Source organism: Halomonas litopenaei (assembly GCF_003045775.1).
Classification (GTDB): domain Bacteria; phylum Pseudomonadota; class Gammaproteobacteria; order Pseudomonadales; family Halomonadaceae; genus Halomonas; species Halomonas litopenaei.
Window position 1 is genome coordinate 289,216 of record NZ_PXNS01000004.1, and the last position, 22,884, is coordinate 312,099.

Below are 22,884 nucleotides of genomic sequence, written 5' to 3' on the forward strand. Positions count from 1 at the left end.
CAGGGAGTTTTCCATGCTGGCATTCGCCATCTTCGTCGTGACCCTGGTGCTGGTGATCTGGCAGCCAAAGGGCCTCGGTATCGGTACCAGCGCCCTGGGGGGCGCCGCGGTGGCCCTGGCCGTCGGGGTGGTGCAATTGCCCGATGTGCTGGTGGTGTGGGACATCGTTTGGGACGCGACCTTCACCTTCGTCGCCCTGATCCTGATCTCCTTGATCCTCGACGAGGCCGGGTTCTTCTCCTGGGCGGCGCTGCACGTGGCGCGCTGGGGCGGTGGCAACGGACGTCGCCTGTTTCCGCTGATCGTGCTGCTGGGGGCGGTGATCGCGGCCTTCTTCGCCAATGACGGGGCCGCGCTGCTGCTGACTCCCATCGTCATGGCGATCCTGCTGCGCCTGAAGTTCTCGCCTCAGTCGTCGCTGGCCTTCATCATCGCCACCGGCTTCGTTGCCGACTCCACCAGTCTGCCGCTGATCATCTCCAACCTGGTCAATATCGTCAGCGCCAACTTCTTCGATATCTCGTTCAACCACTACGCCATGGTGATGGTGCCGGTGGATCTGGTCTCGCTGGCGGCGACCCTCTTGGTGCTGACCTGGATGTTTCGCAGCGATATACCGGAGCAGTACGACGTCGAACGCCTCGAGGCGCCGAGCCATGCCATCCGCGACCCGTTGGTGTTCCGCGCCGCCTTCCCGGTGCTGGCGACGCTGCTGGTAGCGTTCTTCGTCACCGCGCCGCTGGGCGTGCCGGTGGCGCTGGTGACCGGCAGCGCGGCGCTGGTGCTGGTCGCCCTGGCCGGTCGCTGGCACCAGGCCGGGGGCAGCACGGTGATCTCGCTGTCGCGGGTGTTCAAGGGCGCGCCCTGGCAGATCGTGCTGTTCTCGGTAGGCATGTATCTGGTGGTCTACGGGCTCGGCAACGCCTGGCTGACCGAGGATGCCAGCGCCCTGCTGACCTGGCTCGGCCAGCAGGGCACCCTGGTGGCGACGCTGGGTACCGGGGTGGCCTCGGCGCTGCTGGCCTCGATCATGAACAATATGCCCTCCACCCTGGTGGGGGCACTCGCCATCGACCAGGCCCAGGTCGGCGACCTGACCCGGGAGCTGATGATCTACGCCAACGTCATCGGCAACGACCTCGGGCCCAAGTTCACCCCCATCGGTAGCCTGGCCACCCTGCTGTGGTTGCACGTGCTGGCGGAAAAGGGCACCCACATCAGCTGGGGCCAGTACATGAAGGTCGGGCTCAAGTTGACCCCGCCGGTACTGCTGGCCGCGCTGCTGGCGCTATGGTTGTGGCTGCCGCTGGTATCGTCCTGAGGGTGCGGCGTCGGACCCGTGCCGATCCGCTTGCAGCCCTGCGCTCGATACGCCACTCACGCTAAGCTTGGCACCATCGATTTCCGGGAAGACCTGGCCTTCCCGGTACTGTGTATCGGCCCGTCGTGTCGACTCCGATCGGGCCTTATATCAAGGAGTCTTGCGTGCCCGTTTCTCTGAGCAGTGAACACAAGGATGCCCTGGTCGCCGGCGTGGAAGAGGCCGGTCGACTGGTGCTCGAGATCTATCAGCGCGACTTCGAGGTCGAGCACAAGGACGACAATAGCCCATTGACCGAGGCCGATCTGGCCGCCCACCACGCCCTGGTGGCGCTGCTGGGACGACTGACGCCGGAGTTGCCGGTGCTGTCCGAGGAATCCGGCGAGATCGCGACCGAGACACGTCTTGGCTGGTCGTGCTATTGGCTGGTGGACCCGCTGGATGGCACCAAGGAGTTCGTCAATCGCAACGGTGAATTCACCCTCAATGTGGCGCTGATCGAGCATGGCGTCCCGGTGCTCGGGGTGGTCCACGCGCCGGTGCTGGGGGTGACCTGGTTCGGTGAACAGGACAATGGCGCCTGGCGATCCGAGGGCGAGTCGCGCCAGCCGATCCATGCGCGTGAACTGCCGGACCCTGCCGAGGCCCCCTGGGTGGTGGTGGGTAGCCGCCGCCACGGTGCCGAGGCCTTCGAGGCTTTCTGTGCACGCTTGCCGGCCACCGAGTGCACCTCGATGGGTAGCTCGCTGAAGCTGTGCCTGGTGGCGGAGGGCAAGGCCGATCTCTACCCGCGCCTGGCACCGACCTGTGAATGGGACACCGCCGCTGCCCAGGCGGTGGTCACCGCCGCCGGTGGACAGGTGCTGGACGCAGAGACCCTTGAGCCGCTGCGCTGCAATCGTGGTGAGTCGTTGCTCAATCCGTTCTTTGTCGTGTGTGGCCAGCGCGACGCGCGCTGGGAGCAGGCATTGGTTGCTGCCCTGGCACAGTAGTGTTTGTGATCTAGAATTTTATGCCGATCCGGGCCGTGGCTCGGATCGGCCTTTTTTGCCACATAGGGCGTTTTCTTTCTGTGGCTTCAGGTGTCCCGAGGGCTGTGGCCCTTGGCGGTACGCTATCCCTGGCTGTCCTGGCCCCATAGGTTTCTCACTCATTTTTCTGAGTTTTTGCTTGCTGGAGGCGCGGCCGTTGGCCCGCCTGAAGGTAGGCTCTGGCGTGGCTATGCTTGAGAAGTGACGAGGAATCAGGCAATTGTCGCAAGGCGCGTTGAGAGATCGCTTGCTGCGGTAGCGGCACAAAAGTGGTAGTAATATGCCTCTTTGGTCGACATGTGCTTCTTTGGTTGAAGCGTCTTTCCCGCATTCTCTCTTGCCGGTGCCGTGACGGACCAGGCATGGGAGATGCGTGCCTTGGCTCGTTGGAGACGGAAGATGAGTGCCTCGGACGATATCCAGGATTTCCTGCGCAAGACCGGTTCCGATACCGCAGGCTACCAGGCGTTTGGTCGCACCAATGAGGAGGCGGGGCAGCCACGCTGGGGGCTGCTTGGCCAGCTCTCGGGCCACGACGTCGATCCTGGTGACAGGCCGTCACGCGCCGAGCCAGGTGCTCGCCTAGAGCCCTTGCAAACGGCAGCCGAGGTGGCCCCTGCGCGCAAGGGGAAGGCCTGGGCGACGCTGGAAAAGCTTCCCGCAGCCCCGGCACCTGAGCCTGCCTCTGGTCCTGCCGCCCGGCCCGCCCCCTCGGCCGTCGCTGAGCGCAGCGAACCACCCGCTGGGCGGCGGGTCGAGCACCAGGCGCCTGCCACCAACGCCTTGAGCGTGGGTGAGGCCTCGCCTCCGGGGGAGGCACGTGTGCCGCCTGCCGGGCGCTTTGGCCATCTGTTTCGCAGTGCCCCGGACAAGGCGTCGTCCGAGGCCGCTATCGGCAAGGAAACGCCGCTGAAACCTCTGCTCAAACGAATCTCTCAATGAATCTGGTTTCCCTGTCGTCGCCCAAGGGCGGCGTCGGCAAGACAACGCTGACCGCCAATCTGGCTCACGCCCTCAAGCGCCTCGGGCACCGGGTGGTGGTCATCGACTTCGACGTGCAGAACGCTCTGCGATTGCACTTCGGGCTGGGATTCGGCGAGGGGCGAGGTTTTGTCGCCCAGGCCGTGGAGATCGATGACTGGCGACGCCTGCTGGTGCCCAGTGCCAGCGGTATCGAGCTGTTGCCCTATGGCGAGGTCAGCGACGCCCAGCGCCTGGCGTTCGAGTCCTGGCTCAGCGCGCACCCCGAAGCGGTGGCCCAGCGTCTGGGGCCTCTGCTGAACGAGCCACGCTGTGTGGTGCTGGCGGATCTACCGCCTGGGCCGTCGCCGAGCCTAACCGCCATGGGCGCTGCCGATGCCATCCAGGTGGCGGTGCTGCTGGCCGACAGTGCCTCGCTGTCGGTGTTGCCGCGTATCGAAGGCGGCGACTTCATGGGGCCTGGTGTCAGACCCTATTACATCATCAATCAGGTGGATCGACGCCGCAGGCTTTCCAGCGACGTGGCCGACTTCCTGCAGGATCGTCTGGGCAGTCCGTTGCTCGGCAACGTGCATCGTGACGAGGCGATTCCCGAGGCGCTGGCCTGTGAGCAGTCGATCTTCGACTACGCGCCAGCCTCGGCGGCGGCCCACGATATCGACACCCTGGCCCGCAGCGTCAGTCGTCTGCTCCCCTCACTCCAGTCCCATGGGGTGGTCGCCCCGGCGCTATAGGATGCCCATGAACGTCTCTTCCTCTGCGTCACTGGGCGCGCGTCTGCTGGCGCTGATCCTGGGGGCGCCCCTGGCTGCTCTGCTTGTCACCACGCCGTTGACCCTGGAGCGCCAGCTGGTGTTCGCCGGTGTCGGCATGCTGGCGTTGCTGGTGCTGGCTCGCCTTCGTGGTGGCTGGGTACGCCAGGCGATGATGCTGCTGTCGGTGCTGGTCTCTACCCGCTACCTGTATTGGCGTCTGAGCGAGACGCTGGTGTTCGATACCCAGGTCGAGGCGGTGTTCGGCTACGGTCTGCTGGCCGCCGAGTGCTACGCCTGGGTGATCCTGGTGCTGGGGTACTTCCAGATCGCCTGGCCGCTGGAGCGGGCGATCCGGCCGATGCCGCCGGATGCGACGCGCTGGCCGACGGTGGACATCTACATCCCCACCTATAACGAGAGTCTCGAGGTGGTGCGGGACACGGTGCTGGCCGCCCAGAACATCGATTACCCGGCGGATCGCATGCGTATCTATGTGCTGGACGATGGCAAGCGACCCGAGTTCGGCGCCTTCGCCGCGGCGGTGGGGGTCGGCTACATCACCCGGGAAGACAACAGTCACGCCAAGGCGGGTAACCTCAATCACGCCATGGGGCTGACTGACGGCGAGCTGATCTGCGTATTCGACTGCGACCATGTGGCGACCCGGGCCTTTCTGCAGGCCACGGTGGGGGAGTTTGTCGCCGACGAGCGGTTGGCACTGCTACAGACGCCTCACCACTTCTATTCCCCGGATCCGTTCGAGCGCAATCTCGTCGCCGGGGCGGACATCCCCAACGAAGGGGAGCTGTTCTATGGGCCGGTGCAGAAGGGCAATGACTACTGGAATGCGGCCTTCTTCTGCGGTTCCTGTGCACTGATGCGGCGTAGCGCGCTGGAAGAGATCGGCGGCTTCGCGGTGGAAACCGTGACCGAGGATGCCCATACCGCCCTCAAGCTGCAGCGGCGTGGCTGGAACACGGCCTTCCTGGGGGTGCGCCTGGCCGCTGGCCTGGCCACCGAGCGGCTGTCTCTGCACATCGGCCAGCGGGCCCGCTGGGCCAGGGGCATGACCCAGATCTTCCGGCTGGACAATCCGCTGTGGGGGCGTGGTCTGCGCCTGCCGCAGCGGCTTTGCTACCTCAACGCCATGCTGCATTTCCAGTTCGCCATGCCTCGCCTGGTGTTCCTGACCGCACCCCTGGCCTACCTGTTGTTTGATCTGCACGTCATTGCCTCGTCGCCGCAGATGATCGCCGTCTACGCTTTGCCGCATCTGTTTCACGCGATCTACACCAACTCGCGGCTGGTGGGGCGCTTCCGCTACTCCTTCTGGGGCGAGATCTACGAAAGCGTGCTGGCCTTTCACTTGCTCAAGCCGACCCTGGTGACTCTGCTCAGCCCGCGTCGGGGCAAGTTCAATGTCACCGAAAAGGGCGGACTGCTGGAGGAGGGCTACTTCGACGGTGAGGCGGTGCGTCCCCATCTGTTCGTGCTTGGCCTGTTGGTGGCGGCGGTGGTGTGGGGGCTGGTGCGGGTCTTCTGGAATGATCTGTTCGATGTCCAGACCAGCGTCATGCTGTTCAACGTGATGTGGGCCTCCGTCAGCATTCTGGTGCTGCTGGCGGCCATCGCGGTGGCGCGGGAAACGCGCCAGCTGCGGCGCTCGGTGCGGGTCGAGGCGCGTCTTCCGGTGGTGTTGCACCTGGCCAGTGGCCATGCGGTGCAGAGCTGGACCGCCAACCTGTCCATGGGGGGCGCCCTGGTGGAGGGCAGGCGCTCGGCCCTGGGCAGCGAGGTGGAGTGCCTGGAGATCACCTTCAATCGACGGGGGCTGATGTTCCCCGTGTGTTCGGTCAATGCTTCCGGTGCCGATGACTCACTGCGCTTTCGTTTTGATGAGTTGCCACTGCGCCAGCGCAGAGAACTGGTGCGGGTGGTCATGGGGCGTGCCGACGCCTGGATTCCCGAGGCACCGCATCCCCAGGACCGGCCATTGGCGTCACTGTGGCATGTGGTGCGCTCGGTGGTGGGACTGTTCTTCCACCAGTGGCAGCAGAAGGGGCTGCACTTCCGTAGCCCGGTGCGGGGGCTGACCCAGGGGCGCTTTAGCCGAGGTTGGCTGGCGCCGGTGATGCTGGTGGCCACCATCGTGCTCGGGGTATTGATGGTCTCGCACCGGGTCTGGGCCCAGGTCCCGGCGCCGACGATCGGCGTGACGGACGAGGCCGGCGGTTTTGGTGACGTGCCGGGTGACACCCCGGTACCGGGCGAGACGTTGCCTCCGCTGCGTTTTGGCGAGGATGGCCGGCTGGATCTGGACAGCGTCAGCCAGCCGCTGCAGCCGACCCGGCGCGAGCTGTCGATCCCGCTGCTGGCCTCCGATCAGACCTTGCGACTGACCCCGAACACCCGGCTTTCGGGCACTGCATTCTCGCTGCGCGACGATGAGGTGGCGGTGGCTGCGTCGCTGTCGCTGTCGTTGTCACACAGTGACCTGCCGGCCGACAGCCAACTCGGGGTGCTGCTCAACGGCGAGACGCTTCAGACCATCGACCTTGACCAGTTCAACGCCGGCGGCATGACCCAGCGCCTGGATATCCCTTCGGCCCTGATCCTGCCCTTCAATCGTCTGGAGTTTCGCCTGCTGGGGCAGGCGACCCAGCAGTGCCACGGTGATGACCAGGCCGTCGGCAGGGTGGAGATCGCCCCCGAATCCAGGCTGGCCTTGACCCTGCAGCGGCTGCCGACCCTCGACGAGCTGGCCCGCCTGCCGAGGCCCTTCATCGATGTCGCGACGGCGGATGTCAGTCGGGTGGCGATGGTGATGGCCCGCGATGCGTCTGAGGCCCAGTTGCGCGGGGCGGCCATCATTGCCTCGCACTTCGGACGCTACGCCGAGGCCGGGCAGCTACAGGTCGAGGCGCTTTACGATCGCCTGCCGCTGGACAACGCCGTGGTGATCGGGCGCTCGGGACAGCGCCTGGCGGGATTGACCCTGCCGCAGGTCGAGGGGCCGACCCTGATGATGCGTCCCAATCCGCGCAACCCGCTGTTCAAGCTGCTGCTGGTGGTGGGCAACAGTGACGTCGAGGTGGCCCGGGCCGCACGCGGCCTGGCGCTGTCGGGACTCGGGGAGAGTCTCGATAGCGCAGCGCCGGTGACGTTGAGCGGCGAACGGCTGCGCCTGGATGACGAACGACTGAGCCCGCCAGCCCCTCGCGAGCCCTATGACGCGCCGCGCTGGGTCGATGTCGAAACCCCGGCCAGCCTGGCCACATTGGGCGAACCCGAGGGCTTCGTGGCACGCGGGCTGTCCGCCCGGGAGCACGCCCTGAGCCTGAGGGTGCCGCCGGATCTGTTTCTGTGGCCCGGTCAGAACTATCGGCTGAGGGTCGACTACCGTTTTCCCGACGAGCCCTGGCTCGATCCCATCGCCTCGAGCCTCGATGTCAGCCTCAACGGCGAATATCTCGCGGCCTTGCCGGTGGAGTCGGGCAAGGCGCTGGAGCGGCTGTGGCAACGTCTGGTCGGCGCCGGCCGGGAGCAGAGCGCCGAGGTCCTGCTGCCCAGGGACCTGCTCTACGGCAACAATCGCCTGCAGTTCTACTTTCACCTGGCGGTGGCAGACGGGGTCGACTGCGCGCCGGGGCTGGGTGATGACGCCATCAGTCGAATCCTGCCCACCACCACGCTGGATCTGCGTCGGGCAGAGCACTTCAGCGTCATGCCGTCGCTGTCGTCCTTCGTCAGCGCGGGGTTTCCGTTCTCGCGTCAGGCGGATCTTGGCGCCAGCGTGGCGCTGGTGCCCGAGGCCGCCGACGAGAGCGAGCTGTCGGCGCTGTTGACCAGCGTGGGCCGTATCGCCGGCGCTACTGGCTATCCCGCCCTTGGCATCGAGGTGCGTCGAGGGCTTTCCCTCACCGGCGATCTGGTCGACAAGGATCTGCTGGTGGTCGCCGACCTCGCCAGTCTGGCGCAGACGTCGCTGTTCGACGCCGGCGTGTACCGGGCCGACGAGGGGCGTCTGGCGGTGGCCGAGGTGCCCTGGATGGAGCGCTGGCGCTATTGGCTCCTGGGTGACTGGCGGCCGCTGTGGCGCGAGGTCGCCCAGGCGCTGCAGGACAGCGAGGTGTCCCAGGGGCTGGTCAGCCTGCCGTCACCCTTGAACCGTTCGCGCTTCGTGGTCGCGGCGGTCGCTGACGACGCCGAGGCGCTGCCGTCGCTGGTGGCGCGACTGGGCGACGATGAGGTAAGCCGCTCGGTGTATGGCGATATGGCGCTGATTCCTGTCGAGGGCAGTGCCGAGAGCTTTCGCGCAGGGCCGCGTCAGGGCGTCGGTGAGATGCCCTGGCACATGAGGTTGCGATGGATGCTGGGCCAGAACCTGGTGGCCATGGCGGTTCTGCTGCTGGTAGTGGTGACACTGCTGGGGCTGGTCTGCCACCGAGGACTGGCTCGCCGTGCTGCACGGCGCCTGCAGGGGGGCCAGGCCGACGCTCCTGAAGCCCAGGCCGACGCTCCTGGAGGCCGCGTCGACAACTCGGTGGCCGACGGCAAGGGACAGAGTGACAACACCAGGGGAGCGTCACGCCGATGAAACGCTTGCGTTTGTTAAAGGCTCGCCGCGCCGGTGCGGCAGGACTGCTGTCGTGCTCCCTGCTGTCATTGACGCTGTCTTCCCTTCCGGTGCTGGCGCAGGACCAGAGTCCGGCCCAGGCCCAGGGGACCGATCAGGCCCTGGCGCCGCTGTTCGAGCAGGCTCGCTTCTGGCGGGATCGGCAGCGCGCCGATCTGGCCGAGCAGTCCCTCGAGCGGGTGCTCGATGCCGACCCGGGCAACCGGCGTGCCCTCTACCTGCTGGCGGAATATGCGCTGACCGATGGCGATATGGAAAAGGCCAGCCGCTGGCAGGCACGGTTGGCCGAGGTGGCTCCGGAGGATGACCGGGTCGAGGCGCTGGCGCAGGAACAGAAACTGCGGCGTGCCGACGGCCAGCGGCTGGCCGAGGCCCGCTCCCAGGCGGCGGCGGGCGACTACGCCGAGGCCATGGCCAGCTATCGGGCGGTGCTCGAGGGCGACGCGGTTCCGCCGAGGCTGGCGCCGGAGGTCTACCTGACCCTGGCCGGCACCGATAATGGCTGGAGCGAGGCTCGCGAGCGCCTGGCGGCGATGGCGCGTGAACATCCCGACGAGCCGGCGTTGGCCACCGCGCTGGGCCAGGTGCTGAGCTATCGTGAAGCCACGCGTCGCCAGGGTATCGAGCGCCTGGCCGAGCGCGCTGCGACCGGCGATGCGGCCGCCGATCGCGCCTGGCGTCAGGCGCTGGAGTGGCTCGAGGCGACCCCCGCAGACGAGCACCTGTATGCCGCCTATCAGCAGGCGCATCCTGAGGATAGCCAGATCGCCGAGCTGTTCGCCGACAAGATGACCCTGCCGCCGGAACGTGAGGCGGCCCAGGCCAGGGCTCAGGGGTACGACAGCCTGGAGCAGCAGCGGCTGGACCAGGCCGAGGCGCAGTTCCAGCAGGTGCTCGAGCAGACCCCGGACGACGCCGATGCCCAGGGCGGGCTGGGGCTGACCCTGCTGCGTCAGCAACGTTTCGCCGAGGCGCGAGACGCGCTGGAGCAGGCGATCCGGCTGGCACCCGAGCGACGCGACCAATGGCAGGCCGCCTACGAAAGCGCGGCCTTCTATGCTCGACTGGGGGAGGCGCGGGCCCAGGCTAGGGCGGGACGACTGGATCGTGCGCTCGAACTGGTGACGCCGCTGACCCGTGGTGGCGGCGACGGGGCGCGGGCGGCGACCTTGCTGCAGGCCGATCTGCTCAAGCGCCAGGGACGTCTCGATCAGGCCGAACAACGTTATCTCAGCCTGGGCAATGACACCTCGGCACGGCTCGGTCTGGTCGACGTCTATCGACGCCAGCAGCGCTGGTCCGAGGCCGAGGCGCTGGCCGCCAGTCTGCCGGCCAGCGCTCGTGCCCAGCTTGGCGACCTGGGCGCCGCCCGGGCCCAGGCGCTGCGGCAGCAGGCCGCCGGTCAGAGCGCCAGCGAGGCGGAAGCGACCCTTCGCGAAGCGTTGGCGCTGGCACCCGCGGATCCCTGGGTACGTCTGGATCTGGCCCGGCTGCTGGACCGCCAGGGGCGCGTCGAAGAGGCTGGCCACCTGGTTCGCCCGCTCAACCTGAGCGAGGCCAGCGCGCCCCAGCTTCAGGCCGCGGCGCTGTATGCCAGTGAACAGGGCGACTGGGACCAGACCCGACGGTATCTGGCGGCGATCCCGCTGGCACTGCGCGACGAGGACATCCAGCGACTGGCCGATCAGGCCGAGGCTCAGTCGGCATTGGCGGCCGCCGAAGCGGCCTGGAACCGGGGGGATCGCGCCTCGGCGCTGGAGCGTCTCGATGAGGTACTGACCAGCACCAGCGATCCGGGAGTCCGCGCCCAGGTGGCCCAGCGCTATCAGCAGATGGGCCTGACCAGCCGGGCCCTCGAGCTGGTCGAGGCAGATACCGCCGGCGAGCTGGACGCGCCGGTGGAAGCCTACACAGGCTACGTGGCGGTGCTGGCGAGCGCCGGCCGTGACCACCAGGCCAAGGCGCTGGTGCAGCGACTCGAGGCGCGCGACGACTTTGGCCTGGCGGCGCGTGCGGCGCTGGACGAAGCGATGATCGGCGCCCGGGTCGCCCAGGCGGACCGGCTGCGCCAGCAGGGCCAGCTGGCCAGCGCCTATGATGTGCTGGCCAGCGCCCTGCGCGAACGCCCCGAGGATCAGGCGCTGCTGTTGGCGATGGCGCGGCTGTATCAGGATGGGGGGCGCCAGCGTCAGGCGGGGCAGCTCTACGACTACACGCTGAGCCGTTTTCCCGAGAGCGATGACGCCCGCCTGGGGGCCGCCGACGCGGCCCTGGCCCAGGGCGATAGCGTGCGAGCGTCGCGGCTTTTGGTGGCACCGCCGGCCAACGCTCAGGATCGACCTCGCTGGCTGCTGTCGCGGGCGGGGCTGGCCCGGGCCCAGGGACAGGACCGCCAGGCCCTGGCGCTATTGCGTGAGGCGCGCAGCGAGCTGCGCGCCGATCCGCAGCAGTCGCTGGCGCTGGCCACGACCACCGGCGACAACCCCTTCGAGAACGCCAGTGGTGGCGCTGGTGGCGGACGACCCGCCTGGCTGCCTGGCGGCTCGTTGTCCGCGGGCGCTGGCTCAGTGACGGGATCAGGGGCTGGTGCCTCGGCCGATGAGGCAGCTCCCCAGGCCTCGCCGCTGATCGACGAGGTCGAGCGGATGATGGCCGAGGTGCGCCGCGCGGTGTCGCCCAAGGCACAGGGCGGGCTTGCCCTGGTGGTGCGCAGTGGCGAGGAAGGCCTGAGCCAGTTCGATCGGGTGGAAACGCCCACCACCTTCACCTCCGGCGATTTTTCATCGGTCTTTGGTCGCTCCCGCGCTGAGCTGACGCTGACCCCGGCCTACGGTTCCGCCGGTACGCCCTCCGGCGACGCCGAGCGCCGCTTCGGCCGCATGGCGATCGTCGAGGCCATCGGTGAGCTGGCAAGCGATGACGATGTCAGCGCCGCGGTCACCGGCGACTACCTGTCCCGGCTGGGGCAGGTGGGGGGCGACGGCCTGGACGTGTCGGCGGATTCCCAGAGCGACGCCGGGGTGGGGCTGTCGCTGGGCTTTCGCAGCGATCTGCTGGACGTGGACGTCGGTACCACGCCACTGGGCTTCGACCAGTCCCAGCTGGTCGGGGGCCTGCGCCTGCATCCGAAGGCAGGCGATTACGGGGAGTTCACCCTGACCGCGGAACGCCGCGCGGTGAAGGATAGCCTGTTGTCCTACGCCGGCACCCGTGATCCGGTCAGCGGCGAGCACTGGGGCGGCGTGGTCAAGACCGGTGGGGCGCTGGGCTACAGCTTCGACAATGGCGACAGTGGTGCCTACGCCAGTCTGGGCGGCTATCGCTACACCGGTGACAACGTGGCCGATAACGACTCGCTGGAGGCGGGCATGGGTGCCTATCTTCGGCCGATCAACGAGCGGGACCGCGAGCTCAAGGCCGGGGTGCACGTCAACTACCTCAACTTCGATCGCAACCTGAGCCGCTACTCGTTCGGGCACGGGGGCTACTTCAGCCCGCAGGACCATATCAGCGTGGCCTTCCCGGTCAGCTTCAGCGAACAGCGTGGGCGTTGGTCCTACTCCGCCAGGGTGTCGCCGGGCTTCCAGAGCTACTCCGAGGCGGCGGAGGACTTCTTCCCCACCGACGGCGAATCCCAGGCGCTGCTCGATGACCTGGCCGATGCCGACGCGGCGGTGGAGTCGCGCTACAGCGCCTCCAGCGAAAGCGGCTTTGGCCTGACCCTGGGAGGCGACGCCTCCTACCAGCTGACCAATGACATGAAGGTGGGCGGACGCCTGGGCTACGACACCTTCGGCGTCTACGACGAGACCTCGGCATGGCTGTACCTGGACTACACCCTTGGGGGAGCAGATGAGTGACCTTGACGCGGCCCGGCGCCGTTCGCTTGCGTACTTCGACAGCACCCACTGTGCGTCACAGTGGAACGATGTGCTGCGCTTCCTGCTGGAAGAGCTGTATGTCTCCGGCGGCGAGCAGGATGCAGGCGCTTTTCTGCGCCATATCGGGGCCAGAATGGCCAGTGAACTGACGCTGCCCGACCAGCAGACCCTGGAGGGGCTCGAGCGCACCCTCAACGAGCTTTGGCGTGCGCGCGATTGGGGCTGGGTGTCATTGACCGCCGGGGAAACTCGGCTGACCATCGAGCATGGTGCCTACCCCGTTGCCGGTCATAGCGAGGCCGAGCGAGCCCGCGGCGCCCGTGCCGCCAGTGCTCTGCTGGCCGGGGCCTATGGTGTATGGCTGGAACGCCAGGGGGGCGATAGCTCGGTGCCCCTTCGGGTGGTGACGGCAGAGGCGGGAAAACCTCTGGAGTTCGTCTATGCAAGGGAAGAAGTTGCCGGCCACTGAAGCCGGCCTGTGCTGGCGCCGATTGACGGCGATGTTGCTGGTCGCCGTGGCCTCCTTGACCTTTGCCCTCGCGGCGCCGGCCGACGAGAGCTGGGAGCGTTACAAGAGCCGCTTCATGAGCGCCGACGGTCGCATTCTCGACAGCGGCAACGGCGACGTTAGCCACTCGGAGGGGCAGGGCTTCGGCATGCTGCTGGCGGAGGCCCAGGGCGATCGCGAGGCCTTCGATCGGCTGTGGCAGTGGACCCGACTGCATCTGGCGCGGACCGATGTGGCGCTGTTTTCCTGGCGCTACGACCCCACCAACGTGCCGCCGGTGGCGGACCCCAACAATGCCAGTGATGGCGACATCCTGATCGCCTGGGCGCTGCAGCGCGCCGCCAGTCGTTGGCAGGAACCCCGCTACGCCCAGGCGGCCGCGATGATCCGCGAGGCCATCGCCGAGTATCTGGTGGTGCAGCGCGGCGGCTACCGGGTGCTGCTGCCGGGGGTGCAGGGGTTTCGTGGCGAGGATTACGTCGACCTCAACCTGTCCTACTGGGTGATGCCGGCGTTGCTCGAGTTTGCGCAGGCGGAGCCGGACGGCGGCTGGGAAACGCTGGTGGAAGACGGTCTGAGGTTGCTCGAGCAAGGCCGCTTCGGTCGCTATCGATTGCCCACCGACTGGCTGCGGCTTGACGCCGACGGCAGCCTGGCTCCGGCGCCGGGCTGGCCGCCCCGCTTCGGCTTTGATGCGGTGCGTATCCCGCTCTACCTGGCCTGGGCAGACCAGCTCGATCGTCCGGGTGTCTCGCCGATCCTGGCCTTGTGGAACGATCCCGCTCGCCAGCCACCGCCAGCCTGGATCGACGTCTACAGCGAGGCCCGGGCGGAGTACGCCGCCTCCCGCGGGGTGCTGGCGATTCGCGCGCTGGCCGGTCGCGACCGCCGGGCGATGCCTGCGGGCCTGGCACCCGGCGACGACTACTATTCGGCCTCGCTGCTGCTGCTGGCGCGACTGGCCCAGCGCGAGTCCGCCCCTGGACCGGACTAGTCTGAATACTCGGGCCTACGCCTCGTGCGCCAGGCTGTCCTGGAAGGCCTAGAAGTCGTAGGACAGCGAGGCGCTGATCACGTCGTATTCGGTAGCGCTGCTGCCCAGTGTCGTCTGGCCTGCGAGGGTAAAACCCACGCCGGGGCCGAGTCGCTGGGTGGCACCGAGCTCCAGCACGGTACGATCGTCATCGCTCCCTTCGAGAAAGTCGGCGTCGTCATCCACGTCGCTGGACACGTCGTAGTGGTAGAGCAGGCCGGCGAACAGGCGGCCGGTGAAGACGTCGGCACCCAGTCGAACTCCGGCAAAGACTTCGCCGGTTTCTTCGCCGTAGTCGGTTTCCGCCTGCAGGTAGTCGCCATCCACATCGTCATCCAGATAGGTCCCACCCAGGGTCAGGCTTGAGTCGATCCGGTGCTGGCTCGTCAGCTGATAGCTCGGCAGGTGGTAGGTGGCGGCGCCGCGCGCGCCCCAGCGATCGCCGTCGAGATCGATGCCCTCGACCAGATAGTCGCGTCGTGCGCTGCCGTCCAGGTCCTGAAACAGCAAGGTAGCGTCCAGCACCAGGCGGTCGTTCAGCAGGGCGATGGCGGCGTAGGGCGCGACCATCTCGCCGCCCAGGTCGGTGTGGCCACCACTTTTTCCATCCAGGTACATCTCGCTCTTGCCGGCGGCCACGCCGACCAGCAGGTTGCGGTAGCGGTAGTCGATGCCCAGCAGGGCGACCTTGCCATCGCCGGAGTAGTCCGAACTTCGGGTGTCGCCGTCGAGATCGCCGATCTCGGCGGTGCTCCAGACACTTATCCCCGGCGGACGCTGATAGGGGCCGTCGCCGAGTGGCGCCATGGTGGCGTCGATGCGCTGGGTGACCGGCCGGAAGTTCTGGGCCATAGCCTGTTTCTGTGCGCCGTACAGGGTCTGGTCGAGTTCCAGCAGGCCCAGTGCATCGGCCAGGGCGAGGGTGCGATCACGGCCGAGCGCATCGAGGCGCCCGGCGAGCAGCACCTTGCCTTCGCCGTCGCTGAGCACCACCGGGGTCTGACCATCGACCTCTGCCAGGGTGATGCCCGCAGGTAGCCTCAGGGTGACGGGTCTGTCATTGATGCTCACGAACACGCGGCTTCCTCCTGTCACCGCCTGCTGACCGAGCAACTCCAGGGTCAGGGGGCGATCTTCCAGGGTGCCAACGAAGGTGGTGGGGTTCTGGTCGAGTGGCGCGAGGTCGACGTCAAGTGCAAGGGCACTCGACGAGGCGCTGCCAAGGATCAGGGCGAGGGGAAGGGATCGCCAGGCACACAGCCTCGAGGCGGCATGGCAGGGAGTCCTGCGGGGCGGGGAGAACTGTGGCTTGTGCATGGGATCATCCTTGATGGGCGAAGCCGGCTTCCTGCCAGGATGTCTGGCGTAGCGTCTGATGCTGGCGGGGCGATCGTGCAGATCAGCGGTCGATGACGTCGACTTCAGGAGTTGGCATGAGTGACGGCCATTGTTAAGCATCAAGGGGCGTGGCGTGCGAAATCCTGTGCAGATAATGCCTGTGCGAGGGAAAGTTGGCGTTTTATCGGCAAGTTTTGGTGGCAAGACCGACGTGATTGATGAAATTCGGGCATCAGCAGCAGGGGCTTATGTGGCCACTGCTTCCCTGGTGCCTAGTGCCGACGACATCAGGGCACGCCGTAGCCGAACCATCGCATCAAGGCCTGTGCCAGCCTCGGCGGCAACAGGGTCAGTCCCTGGGTGGCGAGGCACAGTGGCAGCGGGAAGCTGACCCTGGGACGATTGGCGTCGATGGCCCTGGCGATGCGCCGAGCCGCCCTTTCGGGGGAACACATGAATGGCTTGGGGCCGGGCATCGCCCGGGCCATGGCCGAATCCACGTAGCCTGGCATCACCAGGGTGACGCCGACGCCATCGCTGGCGAGCCCTCCGCGCAGAGCCTCGGCGTAGGCCTTGATGCCAGCCTTGCTGGCGCTGTAGCTGGGGGTGACCGGCAGCCCGTGCCAGGCGGCCAGCGAGCTGATGAAGACCAGCTGGCCACGGCCTCGACGCTGCATGGCAGGGGCAAGCTGGCGCGCCATTTCCATCGGCACGCGTAGATTGATCTCCATCAGCTGACGTCCCGCCTGAAGCGATTCGCCGTCGCGACGATCGACCACGCCGGTGTTGATGCCGGCGCACATGATCACGATATCCGGTGTCCGTGACAGCCCCCCAAGCCAGGCCTGTCGGGCGTCGTTGTCTTCCAGGGGGCCGCTCGCCAGGCTGACCTCGGCGCCTTGGTCGCGACAGCGCTGCCCTATCTCTGCCAGCGTGTCCTGGCGACGCCCATGAAGCACCAGATGATGCCCTGGCCTGGCGTAGTGGCGCGCCAGGGCGCCGCCGATGGCGCCGGTGGCACCGGTAATCAGGATCAGGCGCTGGGGGGCCGTCATCTGTCGTGTTCTCCTGTGGTGGAAAAGGGGCAAGGGGCAAGGGGCAAGGGGCAAGGGGCAAGGGGCAAGGACTGGCGCGCCGTCTCAATAGCGCCCGTACAGATAGCGCCGGACGTGTCGGTAGAGGCGTTGCCACAGCCTCAGCCTTGGCCCTTGCTGGCGTTGGCGTTCGAGCAAGGTGATCGCGGTCTCGACGTTGATCGGCTGGCGGGTAGCGGGGTCCACGTACCCGGGGTAGTGGATCAGTGCCGCTGCGACCAGTACTTCCAGGGTGGCGCGCCGACATCGCCGAGGGGGCGTCGCTGCCTTATCCCGGGTCAGTCCCCAGCCGGCGTAGAAAGGCAGGCCATAGGTAATCACCGGGCGATTGCGGAGTAGCGCCTCGAAGCCCGCCAGGGAGGTCAGGGTGTGAACCTCGTCGACCTGATCGATCAGGGCAGTGATGTTGCCCTCTGCTGCCAGCACATCGTAGGCCTCGGCGGGAACCTGCTCGCCCTGGCGTACGCCGGCGACCACGTCCGGATGGGGACGATAGAGCAGGAAGGCGTTGGGGTGGCGGCGGCGCACCTCTGCAAGCAGGGCGCGATTGGTGCGGATCTCGCAGGCACCGTGACGTACCGAAGCGTCACTTTCCACCTGGCCGATCACCAGCAGCCGGGGACGATCGCTGGGCAGCGCCGGCAAACCGGGCTTGGGCGAGGCGTCGTGGCCGTCGTTGTACTTGGACAGACCCCGTTGTACCAGCCGCGAGATCAGCCTGCGTGCGCGCAGGTGGTCCCGCGGGTTGAACTCGCCATTCTCGATCAGTTCCTCGAGCTCGCTGGGACGGGTGGGGTCGTAGTGGATGCCGGCCCCGTCGATGACCAGCGACAGCGGCCGAGTGAGATCGATGCCGAGGCCCACCGAGCGCAGGAAACCGTCTTCCATGCGATGGACATCGTCTCTTCGGGGATATTGGCTGCCCCACACCAGATGATTCACTGGCGTGGGTGCTGGGTCGGATGCCGTTTCAGACGATGAATCGGTCGATTTCAGCGAGCTCAGTGGCAGCTGTTCGACCTGCGACAGGGGGCCGAGGAAGTCCGTCACGAAGCCGCGCTTCCATCGCGACAGACCGTAGCATCGCCAGTGCCCGGCACCGCGCTGTATCTGACGGCGCTGATCCTCCAGCAGGTCCAGGGTGTCGTCCAGCGTCGCTGGCTCGCCGGTATAGGGGTTGGCGTAGCGTGTGTAGCGCAGGTAGGCGGCGGCGAATACCCGGGCCAGGGATGCCGGTCGCTGACGCCGCGCACAGCGTTGTCGGTCCTGGGTGAGGCCCCAGCCGGCATAGAACGGCAGGCCGTGACAGGTGACCGGCAGGCCCGCCAGCAGCGCCTCGAAGCCGAGTTGACTGGTGACCACATGGACCGCCTCGACCACGTCGAACAGGGCCCAGGGATTGATGTCGTCGGTGATCAGGCGGCAGCGGGGACGGCCGGCGGCCCCCAGCAGGTGGCCCTGGCGTCGCCCGGCGATCACCTCGGGATGGACCTTTACCAGGATTTCGGCCTCGGGATGGCTTTCCAGGGCCTGTTCAAGCATATCAACAAAGGTGGCCTCCGAGGCCCCGCCGCCAACAATGGAAGCGTCGTCCCGGGTCTGGTCCACCAGCAGCACCCTGGGCCGGGATGATTCGGACAGGCGGATGTCAGGGGCGTGGTTGTACTTGGATAGTCGGGCGAGCCGCAGGCGCGCCATCAAGGCGTTGGCCCGTACCTCTTCGGTGGCGTCGATGTCGGCGTGGTTGATCAGGGTCTCGAGATCGGAGGGCCGGGAGGCGTCGTAGTGGATGCCGCTATGATCCACCACCAGGGAGAGGCTGGCGAAGCCTTCATCGGCGGGCCCCCAGGAGCGCAGGAAACCGTCTTCCAGGGCGACGAAGGGCAGACCCTTGTCCGTCGCCAGGCGCCTGGCGCGACGGGTGGTCCCCCGGTTGCCCCAGCCGAGCACCGCCGCGGGGCGGCAACGGTGGCGCTGACGCCAGGGCCGTATGCGGGAAAATTCCGGCAGGCAGGGGGCGAGTATCGGCAGCCGGGCCAGCGCATCGGTCGCCGTCAGGGCCTGGTTGTCTGTGGGGGCCTGGTTGTCTGTCAGGGCCTGGTTGTCTGTCGAGGCATAGTTCGTCGTCAGGGCGGTGGGCTGCCTGTCCTGCTCGTCCGTGTGTGGTGAAGCGCCCATGCGTGCCTGCATTCGCCGATGATCGGGGGTCCATCGTATCAGCGTGGCGCTAGCCGCCCTGGTCTCGGGTGTGCCGCTGCCAGCAGCCCGGTGAGTCTCGGCTTGATCGGGGTCGTTCGCGAGTCTTATATCGCGCCTGGCTGCAGGTCGCTTCCCGTCGCTTCCAATCGCTTCCGGCAGCGTCAGCTTGCCAGGGGCGCCAGGGTGTCGAGCAGCGACTGCAGGAAATCCAGACCCTGGTGGAAGTGGCGCTGCAGAAAGCGACCGAGGTCGGTCATCAGGACCATCAGCAGTGCCAGGCCGACGCTGAGAGAAGTGGGGAAGCCGATATTGAATACGGTCAGCTGGGGCGCGGCGCGATTGAGGATGCCGAGTGCCAGGTTGATGGTCAGCAGCGGGGCGACCAGCGGCAGCGCCAGCAGCAGGCCGGTGGCAAAGATGGTGCCGCCGTAGCGGGCCAGCAGGATGAAGGCTTCAGGGTTGAAGCGCTGGATGCCGATGGGCAGGGTCTCGAAGCTGGTGATCAACAGTTCCAGCACGATCAGGTGGCCATTCACCGCCAGGAACATCAGTAGCGTGATCATGTACAGAAAGCGCGAGATCACGACCATGTTGGTACCGCTGGAAGGATCGAAGAAGGTGGCGAAGGCCAGGCCCATCTGCAGTCCGATAAATTCACCGGTGGCCTGTACCACCACCAGGATGACCCGCACGCACAGGCCCATGGCCACGCCTATGATCAGCTGTTCGACCACCAGGCCGAAGCCCGCCCAGGAGGCCACCGGGACATCGGGCAGCGGTGGCAGCATCGGCGAGATGACCACACTGATGGCACCGGCCAGCCCGATCTTGGCCTGGGTAGGCACCGCGCTGTGGCCCCACAGGGGGGCGCTCAGCATCAGCGCGGTGATGCGCATGAACGGCCACAGGAACAGGCTGAGCCAGGCATGCAGCTGGGTGAAGGTGATCTCGACCATCAGGACGCGGGCGCCTCGGGGATAGGGCCGGTGGCTTCAGCGCAGGTGGCCCGGCTCAGGACACCAGCGCCGGGATACTGGTAAACAGCTCCCGGGTGAAGGTGATGATCAGCTGCAGCAGCCAGGGACCGGCCAGCACCAGCACGGCAAACACGGCCAGGATCTTGGGAATGAACGACAGCGTCATCTCGTTGATCTGGGTAGCGGCCTGGAACAGGCTGACCAGCAGGCCGGTGAACAGCGCGGTAAGCAGCAGCGGCGCACCCAGCAGCAGGGTCACGCGCATGCCCTGGTAGGCCAAACTCATGACGGTTTCGGGATGCATGACGAGTCTCCTTGCTGGCGCCGCCTTGTCTGGGCCCGTAGGCCTGTGCCGGGGCCCTGTCGTCGGGGGCCTATAAATAGAAGCTTTCCGCCATCGAGCCGATGATCAGCTGCCAGCCGTCCACCAGCACGAACAGCATCAGCTTGAACGGCATCGAAATGGTCACCGGCGGGACCATCATCATGCCCAGTGACATCAGCACGCTGGCGACCACCAGGTCGATGATCAAAAAGGGGATGAAGATGGTGAAGCCGATCTGGAAGGCGGTCTTCAGTTCGCTGGTGACGAAGGCCGGTACCAGCACCTGCAACGGCACGTCCTCGGGACCGGCCAGGGGGCCGACCTCGGACAGGCGGGCAAACATGGCGAGGTCCGGCTCTCGGGTCTGGCCCAGCATGAACTCGCGAAAGGGCTGCTGGGCGAGCTCGATGAACTGGCCAAAATCGATGGCGTCGGTGGACAGTGGCAGCCAGGCGTCCTGGTATACGTCGCTGAGCACCGGCGACATGATGAAGGCGGTCAGAAACAGCGCGAGGCCCAGCAGCACCTGGTTGGGCGGCGTCGAGGCGGTGCCCATGGCGGTACGCAGCAGGCTCAGCACGATGATGATGCGGGTAAAGCTGGTCATCATCAGCAGCGCCGTGGGCAGAAAGGCCATGGCGCTGAGCAGCAGCAGGGTCTGCAGCGACAGCGACCATTTCTGCCCGCCGTCGGCCATGGGTTCACTGATCAGGCCCGGGATCTGCTGGGCCTGGGCCGGGCCGGCAGCCAGCAGACAGACAACCAGGGCCAGTCCGAGGCTGGCCACAAGTGGCGTCCAGGGACGGGAGGAGAGGTTGCGCTGAAGAAGTATCAACTGTCGCATCACCGCTCTCGCCGACCAAGGTTGGCCTTGAGAGCCTGGCCCAGGCGCTCGCCAAAGCTGTCACCCTGCGGCGCGTCCGGCTGGGCGGGCGTCGCCTCGTCGGTCGGAGCGGGCAGGCTGTCCAGCCGATTGACCTGACCGCCGCCGACGCCGAGCACCAGCCAGCGATCCTGGACCTGGACCACCACCACGCGCTCGCGCTGACCGACGGCGGTGGAGCCGACCACCTTGAGTCGGGACTGCTGGCCGTGAAAGCCGCCGCCCCGCCGCTTCAGCCAGGCGGAAAGCCCCAGCAGGATGGCGATGATCAGTGCCAGGGCGGCGGCGGTCTTGCCCAGCATGGCCAGCCCCAGCAGGCTGTCGCCTCCCTGGGCCAGTCCGTCGACGGCGGCGCTGGAGGTGGTCTCGTTCATCGGTTGAGCTTCTGCACCCGCTCTGAGGGGGTGATGATCTCGGTGATACGGATGCCGTAGCGGTCTTCGACCACCACGACTTCGCCCTGGGCGATCAGGTAGCCGTTGATCAGGATGTCCATCGGCTCACCGGCCAGCCCCTCCAGTTCCACCACCGAGCCTTGGGCCAGTTCCAGCAACTGCTTGATGGTCAGGCGGGTGCGACCAAGCTCCACGGTCAGCTTGACCGGGATATCCATGATCATGTCGAGCTCGCGGGCAGCGCTGGAGGAGGTGCTTTCACCGAGCGGGCGGAACACGCTGTCTCCTGCGGCGCGCGCTGCGGCAGGGGTATCGCTTGAGGCCTGCTCGCCCGGGTTCTCCTCGGCGGCCTGCTGTTCGGCCATGGCATCGGCCCAGGGGTCGTCCTCGCCAGCACCATCGCTGGTGGCATCGTCCTGTTGTTCGGACATGGCGGCGGCCCAGTCGTCGTCGCCGACAGGGGAGTCGGGTTTATTGGGGTCAGTCATGGTGCGATTCCTTGGAAGGAGGCCGAGAGCCTTTGACGAAGGCGTTGCTGGGCTGGTGACCGGCGGCGTGGTCGAACATCCGCAGGACTCGGAGGGCGCGCTGGTCGCGCTGGCTGCCGTATTCGCATTCCATCACCGGCACCTCGTCGACCTGGGCGGTGACGGTATCGGGCAGTTCGAGCGGCAGGATGTCACCGACCTTCAGCGCCATCACCTCGGCGATGCGCGAGTCGATGGTGGCGAAGTTGGCCACCAGCTCTACCTCTGGATGACGCAGCTCGCCGGCCATGCGCCGGTGGAAGGCGCCGTCCTTGTCGCGACTGTTCTCGCTCAACGGGTTGGTCAGCAGGTCCTTGAGCGGTTCGATCATGCTGTAGGGCATGCAGATCTGGAAGCTGGACGAGAGGTTGCCGACCTCCAGATGAAAGCTGGTGCTGACCACGATCTCGTTGGGCGAGTTGGTGATGTTGGCGAACTTGGACTGCATCTCCGAGCGCAGGTAGCTGATGTCCAGCGGGTAGACGGACTTCCAGGCCTCGCTGTAGCCATCGATGGCCATGTTCAGCACGCGCTGGATGATGCGCTGTTCGGTATTGGTGAACTCGCGCCCTTCGGACTTGGTGACGAAGCGGCCGTCACCGCCGAACAGGTTGTCCACCACCATGAACACCAGGCTCGGGGGAAACACGATCAGGGCCGAGCCCTTGAGCGGTTTCATGGCGATGATGTTGATGTTGGTGGGCACCGGCACGTTGCGCGAGAACTCGCTGTAGCTGAGGTAGCGCACGGCGTCGACGCTGATGTCGGCGCTGCGCCGCAGCAGGTTGAACATGCCGGTGCGGAAGTGACGGGCGAAGCGCTCGTTGATGATGTCCAGGGCCTGCAGACGCTCGCGGATGATGCGCTGCTGATTGGCCGGATCGAAGGGGCGCAAGCGCCCTCGAGCTGCGTTGTCTTCGCCCTCGGCATCGTCGTCGCCGCTGACGCCCTTGAGCAGTGCGTCGATTTCTTCCTGGGACAGGAGATCGTCTTGAGACAT

Annotated in this window: 17 protein-coding genes; 8 read left to right on the forward strand and 9 right to left on the reverse strand. The window is 66.8% G+C overall.

Annotated features, from left to right (window positions below):
• The first annotated feature begins 13 nt into the window (after positions 1-13).
• The 8 genes from C6W88_RS07845 to C6W88_RS07880 all read left to right on the forward strand — a co-directional run bounded on the left by C6W88_RS07845 (position 14) and on the right by C6W88_RS07880 (position 14,107).
• Positions 14-1,321, forward strand: coding sequence for an arsenic transporter (locus C6W88_RS07845; RefSeq protein WP_108132060.1), 1,308 nt, complete (start codon positions 14-16; stop codon positions 1,319-1,321).
• Positions 1,322-1,485: 164 nt separating this feature from the next.
• On the forward strand, positions 1,486-2,313 hold the full coding sequence (cysQ, locus tag C6W88_RS07850; protein ID WP_231498576.1) for a 3'(2'),5'-bisphosphate nucleotidase CysQ: 828 nt from the start codon (positions 1,486-1,488) through the stop codon (positions 2,311-2,313).
• A gap of 438 nt (positions 2,314-2,751) precedes the next feature.
• Positions 2,752-3,294: a cellulose biosynthesis protein BcsO gene (locus tag C6W88_RS07855; RefSeq protein WP_108132061.1), complete on the forward strand. Its 543-nt coding sequence runs from the start codon at positions 2,752-2,754 to the stop codon at positions 3,292-3,294.
• The gene (gene bcsQ, locus C6W88_RS07860) at positions 3,291-4,067 is read left to right on the forward strand and encodes a cellulose biosynthesis protein BcsQ (protein ID WP_045994298.1); all 777 of its coding nucleotides are present in this window, start codon (positions 3,291-3,293) and stop codon (positions 4,065-4,067) included. Before C6W88_RS07855 ends, bcsQ begins: the two co-directional genes overlap by 4 nt.
• Positions 4,068-4,074: 7 nt before the next feature.
• Complete coding sequence (bcsA, locus tag C6W88_RS07865; protein WP_197037087.1) at positions 4,075-8,685, forward strand: UDP-forming cellulose synthase catalytic subunit; 4,611 nt, start codon at positions 4,075-4,077, stop codon at positions 8,683-8,685.
• Positions 8,682-12,584, forward strand: coding sequence for a cellulose biosynthesis protein BcsC (locus C6W88_RS07870; protein ID WP_108132063.1), 3,903 nt, complete (start codon positions 8,682-8,684; stop codon positions 12,582-12,584). The genes bcsA and C6W88_RS07870 overlap by 4 nt, the downstream gene beginning before the upstream one ends.
• On the forward strand, positions 12,577-13,074 hold the full coding sequence (gene bcsD / locus C6W88_RS07875) for a cellulose biosynthesis protein BcsD (RefSeq protein WP_108132064.1): 498 nt from the start codon (positions 12,577-12,579) through the stop codon (positions 13,072-13,074). Before C6W88_RS07870 ends, bcsD begins: the two co-directional genes overlap by 8 nt.
• Positions 13,046-14,107 carry a family 8 glycosyl hydrolase gene (locus C6W88_RS07880; protein WP_197037088.1) on the forward strand — a complete coding sequence of 354 codons (1,062 nt, stop codon included), beginning with the start codon at positions 13,046-13,048 and terminating at the stop codon, positions 14,105-14,107. Before bcsD ends, C6W88_RS07880 begins: the two co-directional genes overlap by 29 nt.
• 48 nt (positions 14,108-14,155) lie before the next feature.
• Here C6W88_RS07880 and C6W88_RS07885 read toward each other — a convergent pair whose 3' ends face one another.
• From C6W88_RS07885 to fliM, 9 genes are all read right to left on the reverse strand, one after another.
• Positions 14,156-15,463 (reverse strand): autotransporter outer membrane beta-barrel domain-containing protein, encoded by a 1,308-nt coding sequence (locus tag C6W88_RS07885; RefSeq protein ID WP_108132065.1) that lies wholly within the window; start codon positions 15,461-15,463, stop codon positions 14,156-14,158.
• 308 nt (positions 15,464-15,771) lie between these two features.
• On the reverse strand, positions 15,772-16,539 hold the full coding sequence (locus C6W88_RS07890) for an SDR family NAD(P)-dependent oxidoreductase (RefSeq protein ID WP_108132066.1): 768 nt from the start codon (positions 16,537-16,539) through the stop codon (positions 15,772-15,774).
• An 84-nt stretch (positions 16,540-16,623) separates the two neighbouring features.
• Entirely contained in the window at positions 16,624-18,756 is a 2,133-nt protein-coding gene (locus C6W88_RS07895) for a capsule polysaccharide biogenesis protein (protein ID WP_108132203.1), read from the reverse strand.
• 182 nt (positions 18,757-18,938) lie between these two features.
• Entirely contained in the window at positions 18,939-19,733 is a 795-nt protein-coding gene (fliR, locus tag C6W88_RS07900) for a flagellar biosynthetic protein FliR (protein ID WP_108132067.1), read from the reverse strand.
• Positions 19,734-19,788: 55 nt separating this feature from the next.
• Positions 19,789-20,058: a flagellar biosynthesis protein FliQ gene (fliQ, locus tag C6W88_RS07905; RefSeq protein WP_045992443.1), complete on the reverse strand. Its 270-nt coding sequence runs from the start codon at positions 20,056-20,058 to the stop codon at positions 19,789-19,791.
• Positions 20,059-20,128: 70 nt separating this feature from the next.
• Positions 20,129-20,923, reverse strand: a complete 795-nt coding sequence (fliP, locus tag C6W88_RS07910) for a flagellar type III secretion system pore protein FliP (protein WP_108132068.1) — start codon at positions 20,921-20,923, stop codon at positions 20,129-20,131.
• Positions 20,923-21,336 carry a flagellar biosynthetic protein FliO gene (gene fliO / locus C6W88_RS07915; RefSeq protein ID WP_045992441.1) on the reverse strand — a complete coding sequence of 138 codons (414 nt, stop codon included), beginning with the start codon at positions 21,334-21,336 and terminating at the stop codon, positions 20,923-20,925. Before fliO ends, fliP begins: the two co-directional genes overlap by 1 nt.
• Entirely contained in the window at positions 21,333-21,845 is a 513-nt protein-coding gene (gene fliN / locus C6W88_RS07920; protein WP_108132069.1) for a flagellar motor switch protein FliN, read from the reverse strand. Before fliN ends, fliO begins: the two co-directional genes overlap by 4 nt.
• Positions 21,838-22,884, reverse strand: a complete 1,047-nt coding sequence (gene fliM / locus C6W88_RS07925) for a flagellar motor switch protein FliM (RefSeq protein ID WP_045992439.1) — start codon at positions 22,882-22,884, stop codon at positions 21,838-21,840. The genes fliN and fliM overlap by 8 nt, the downstream gene beginning before the upstream one ends.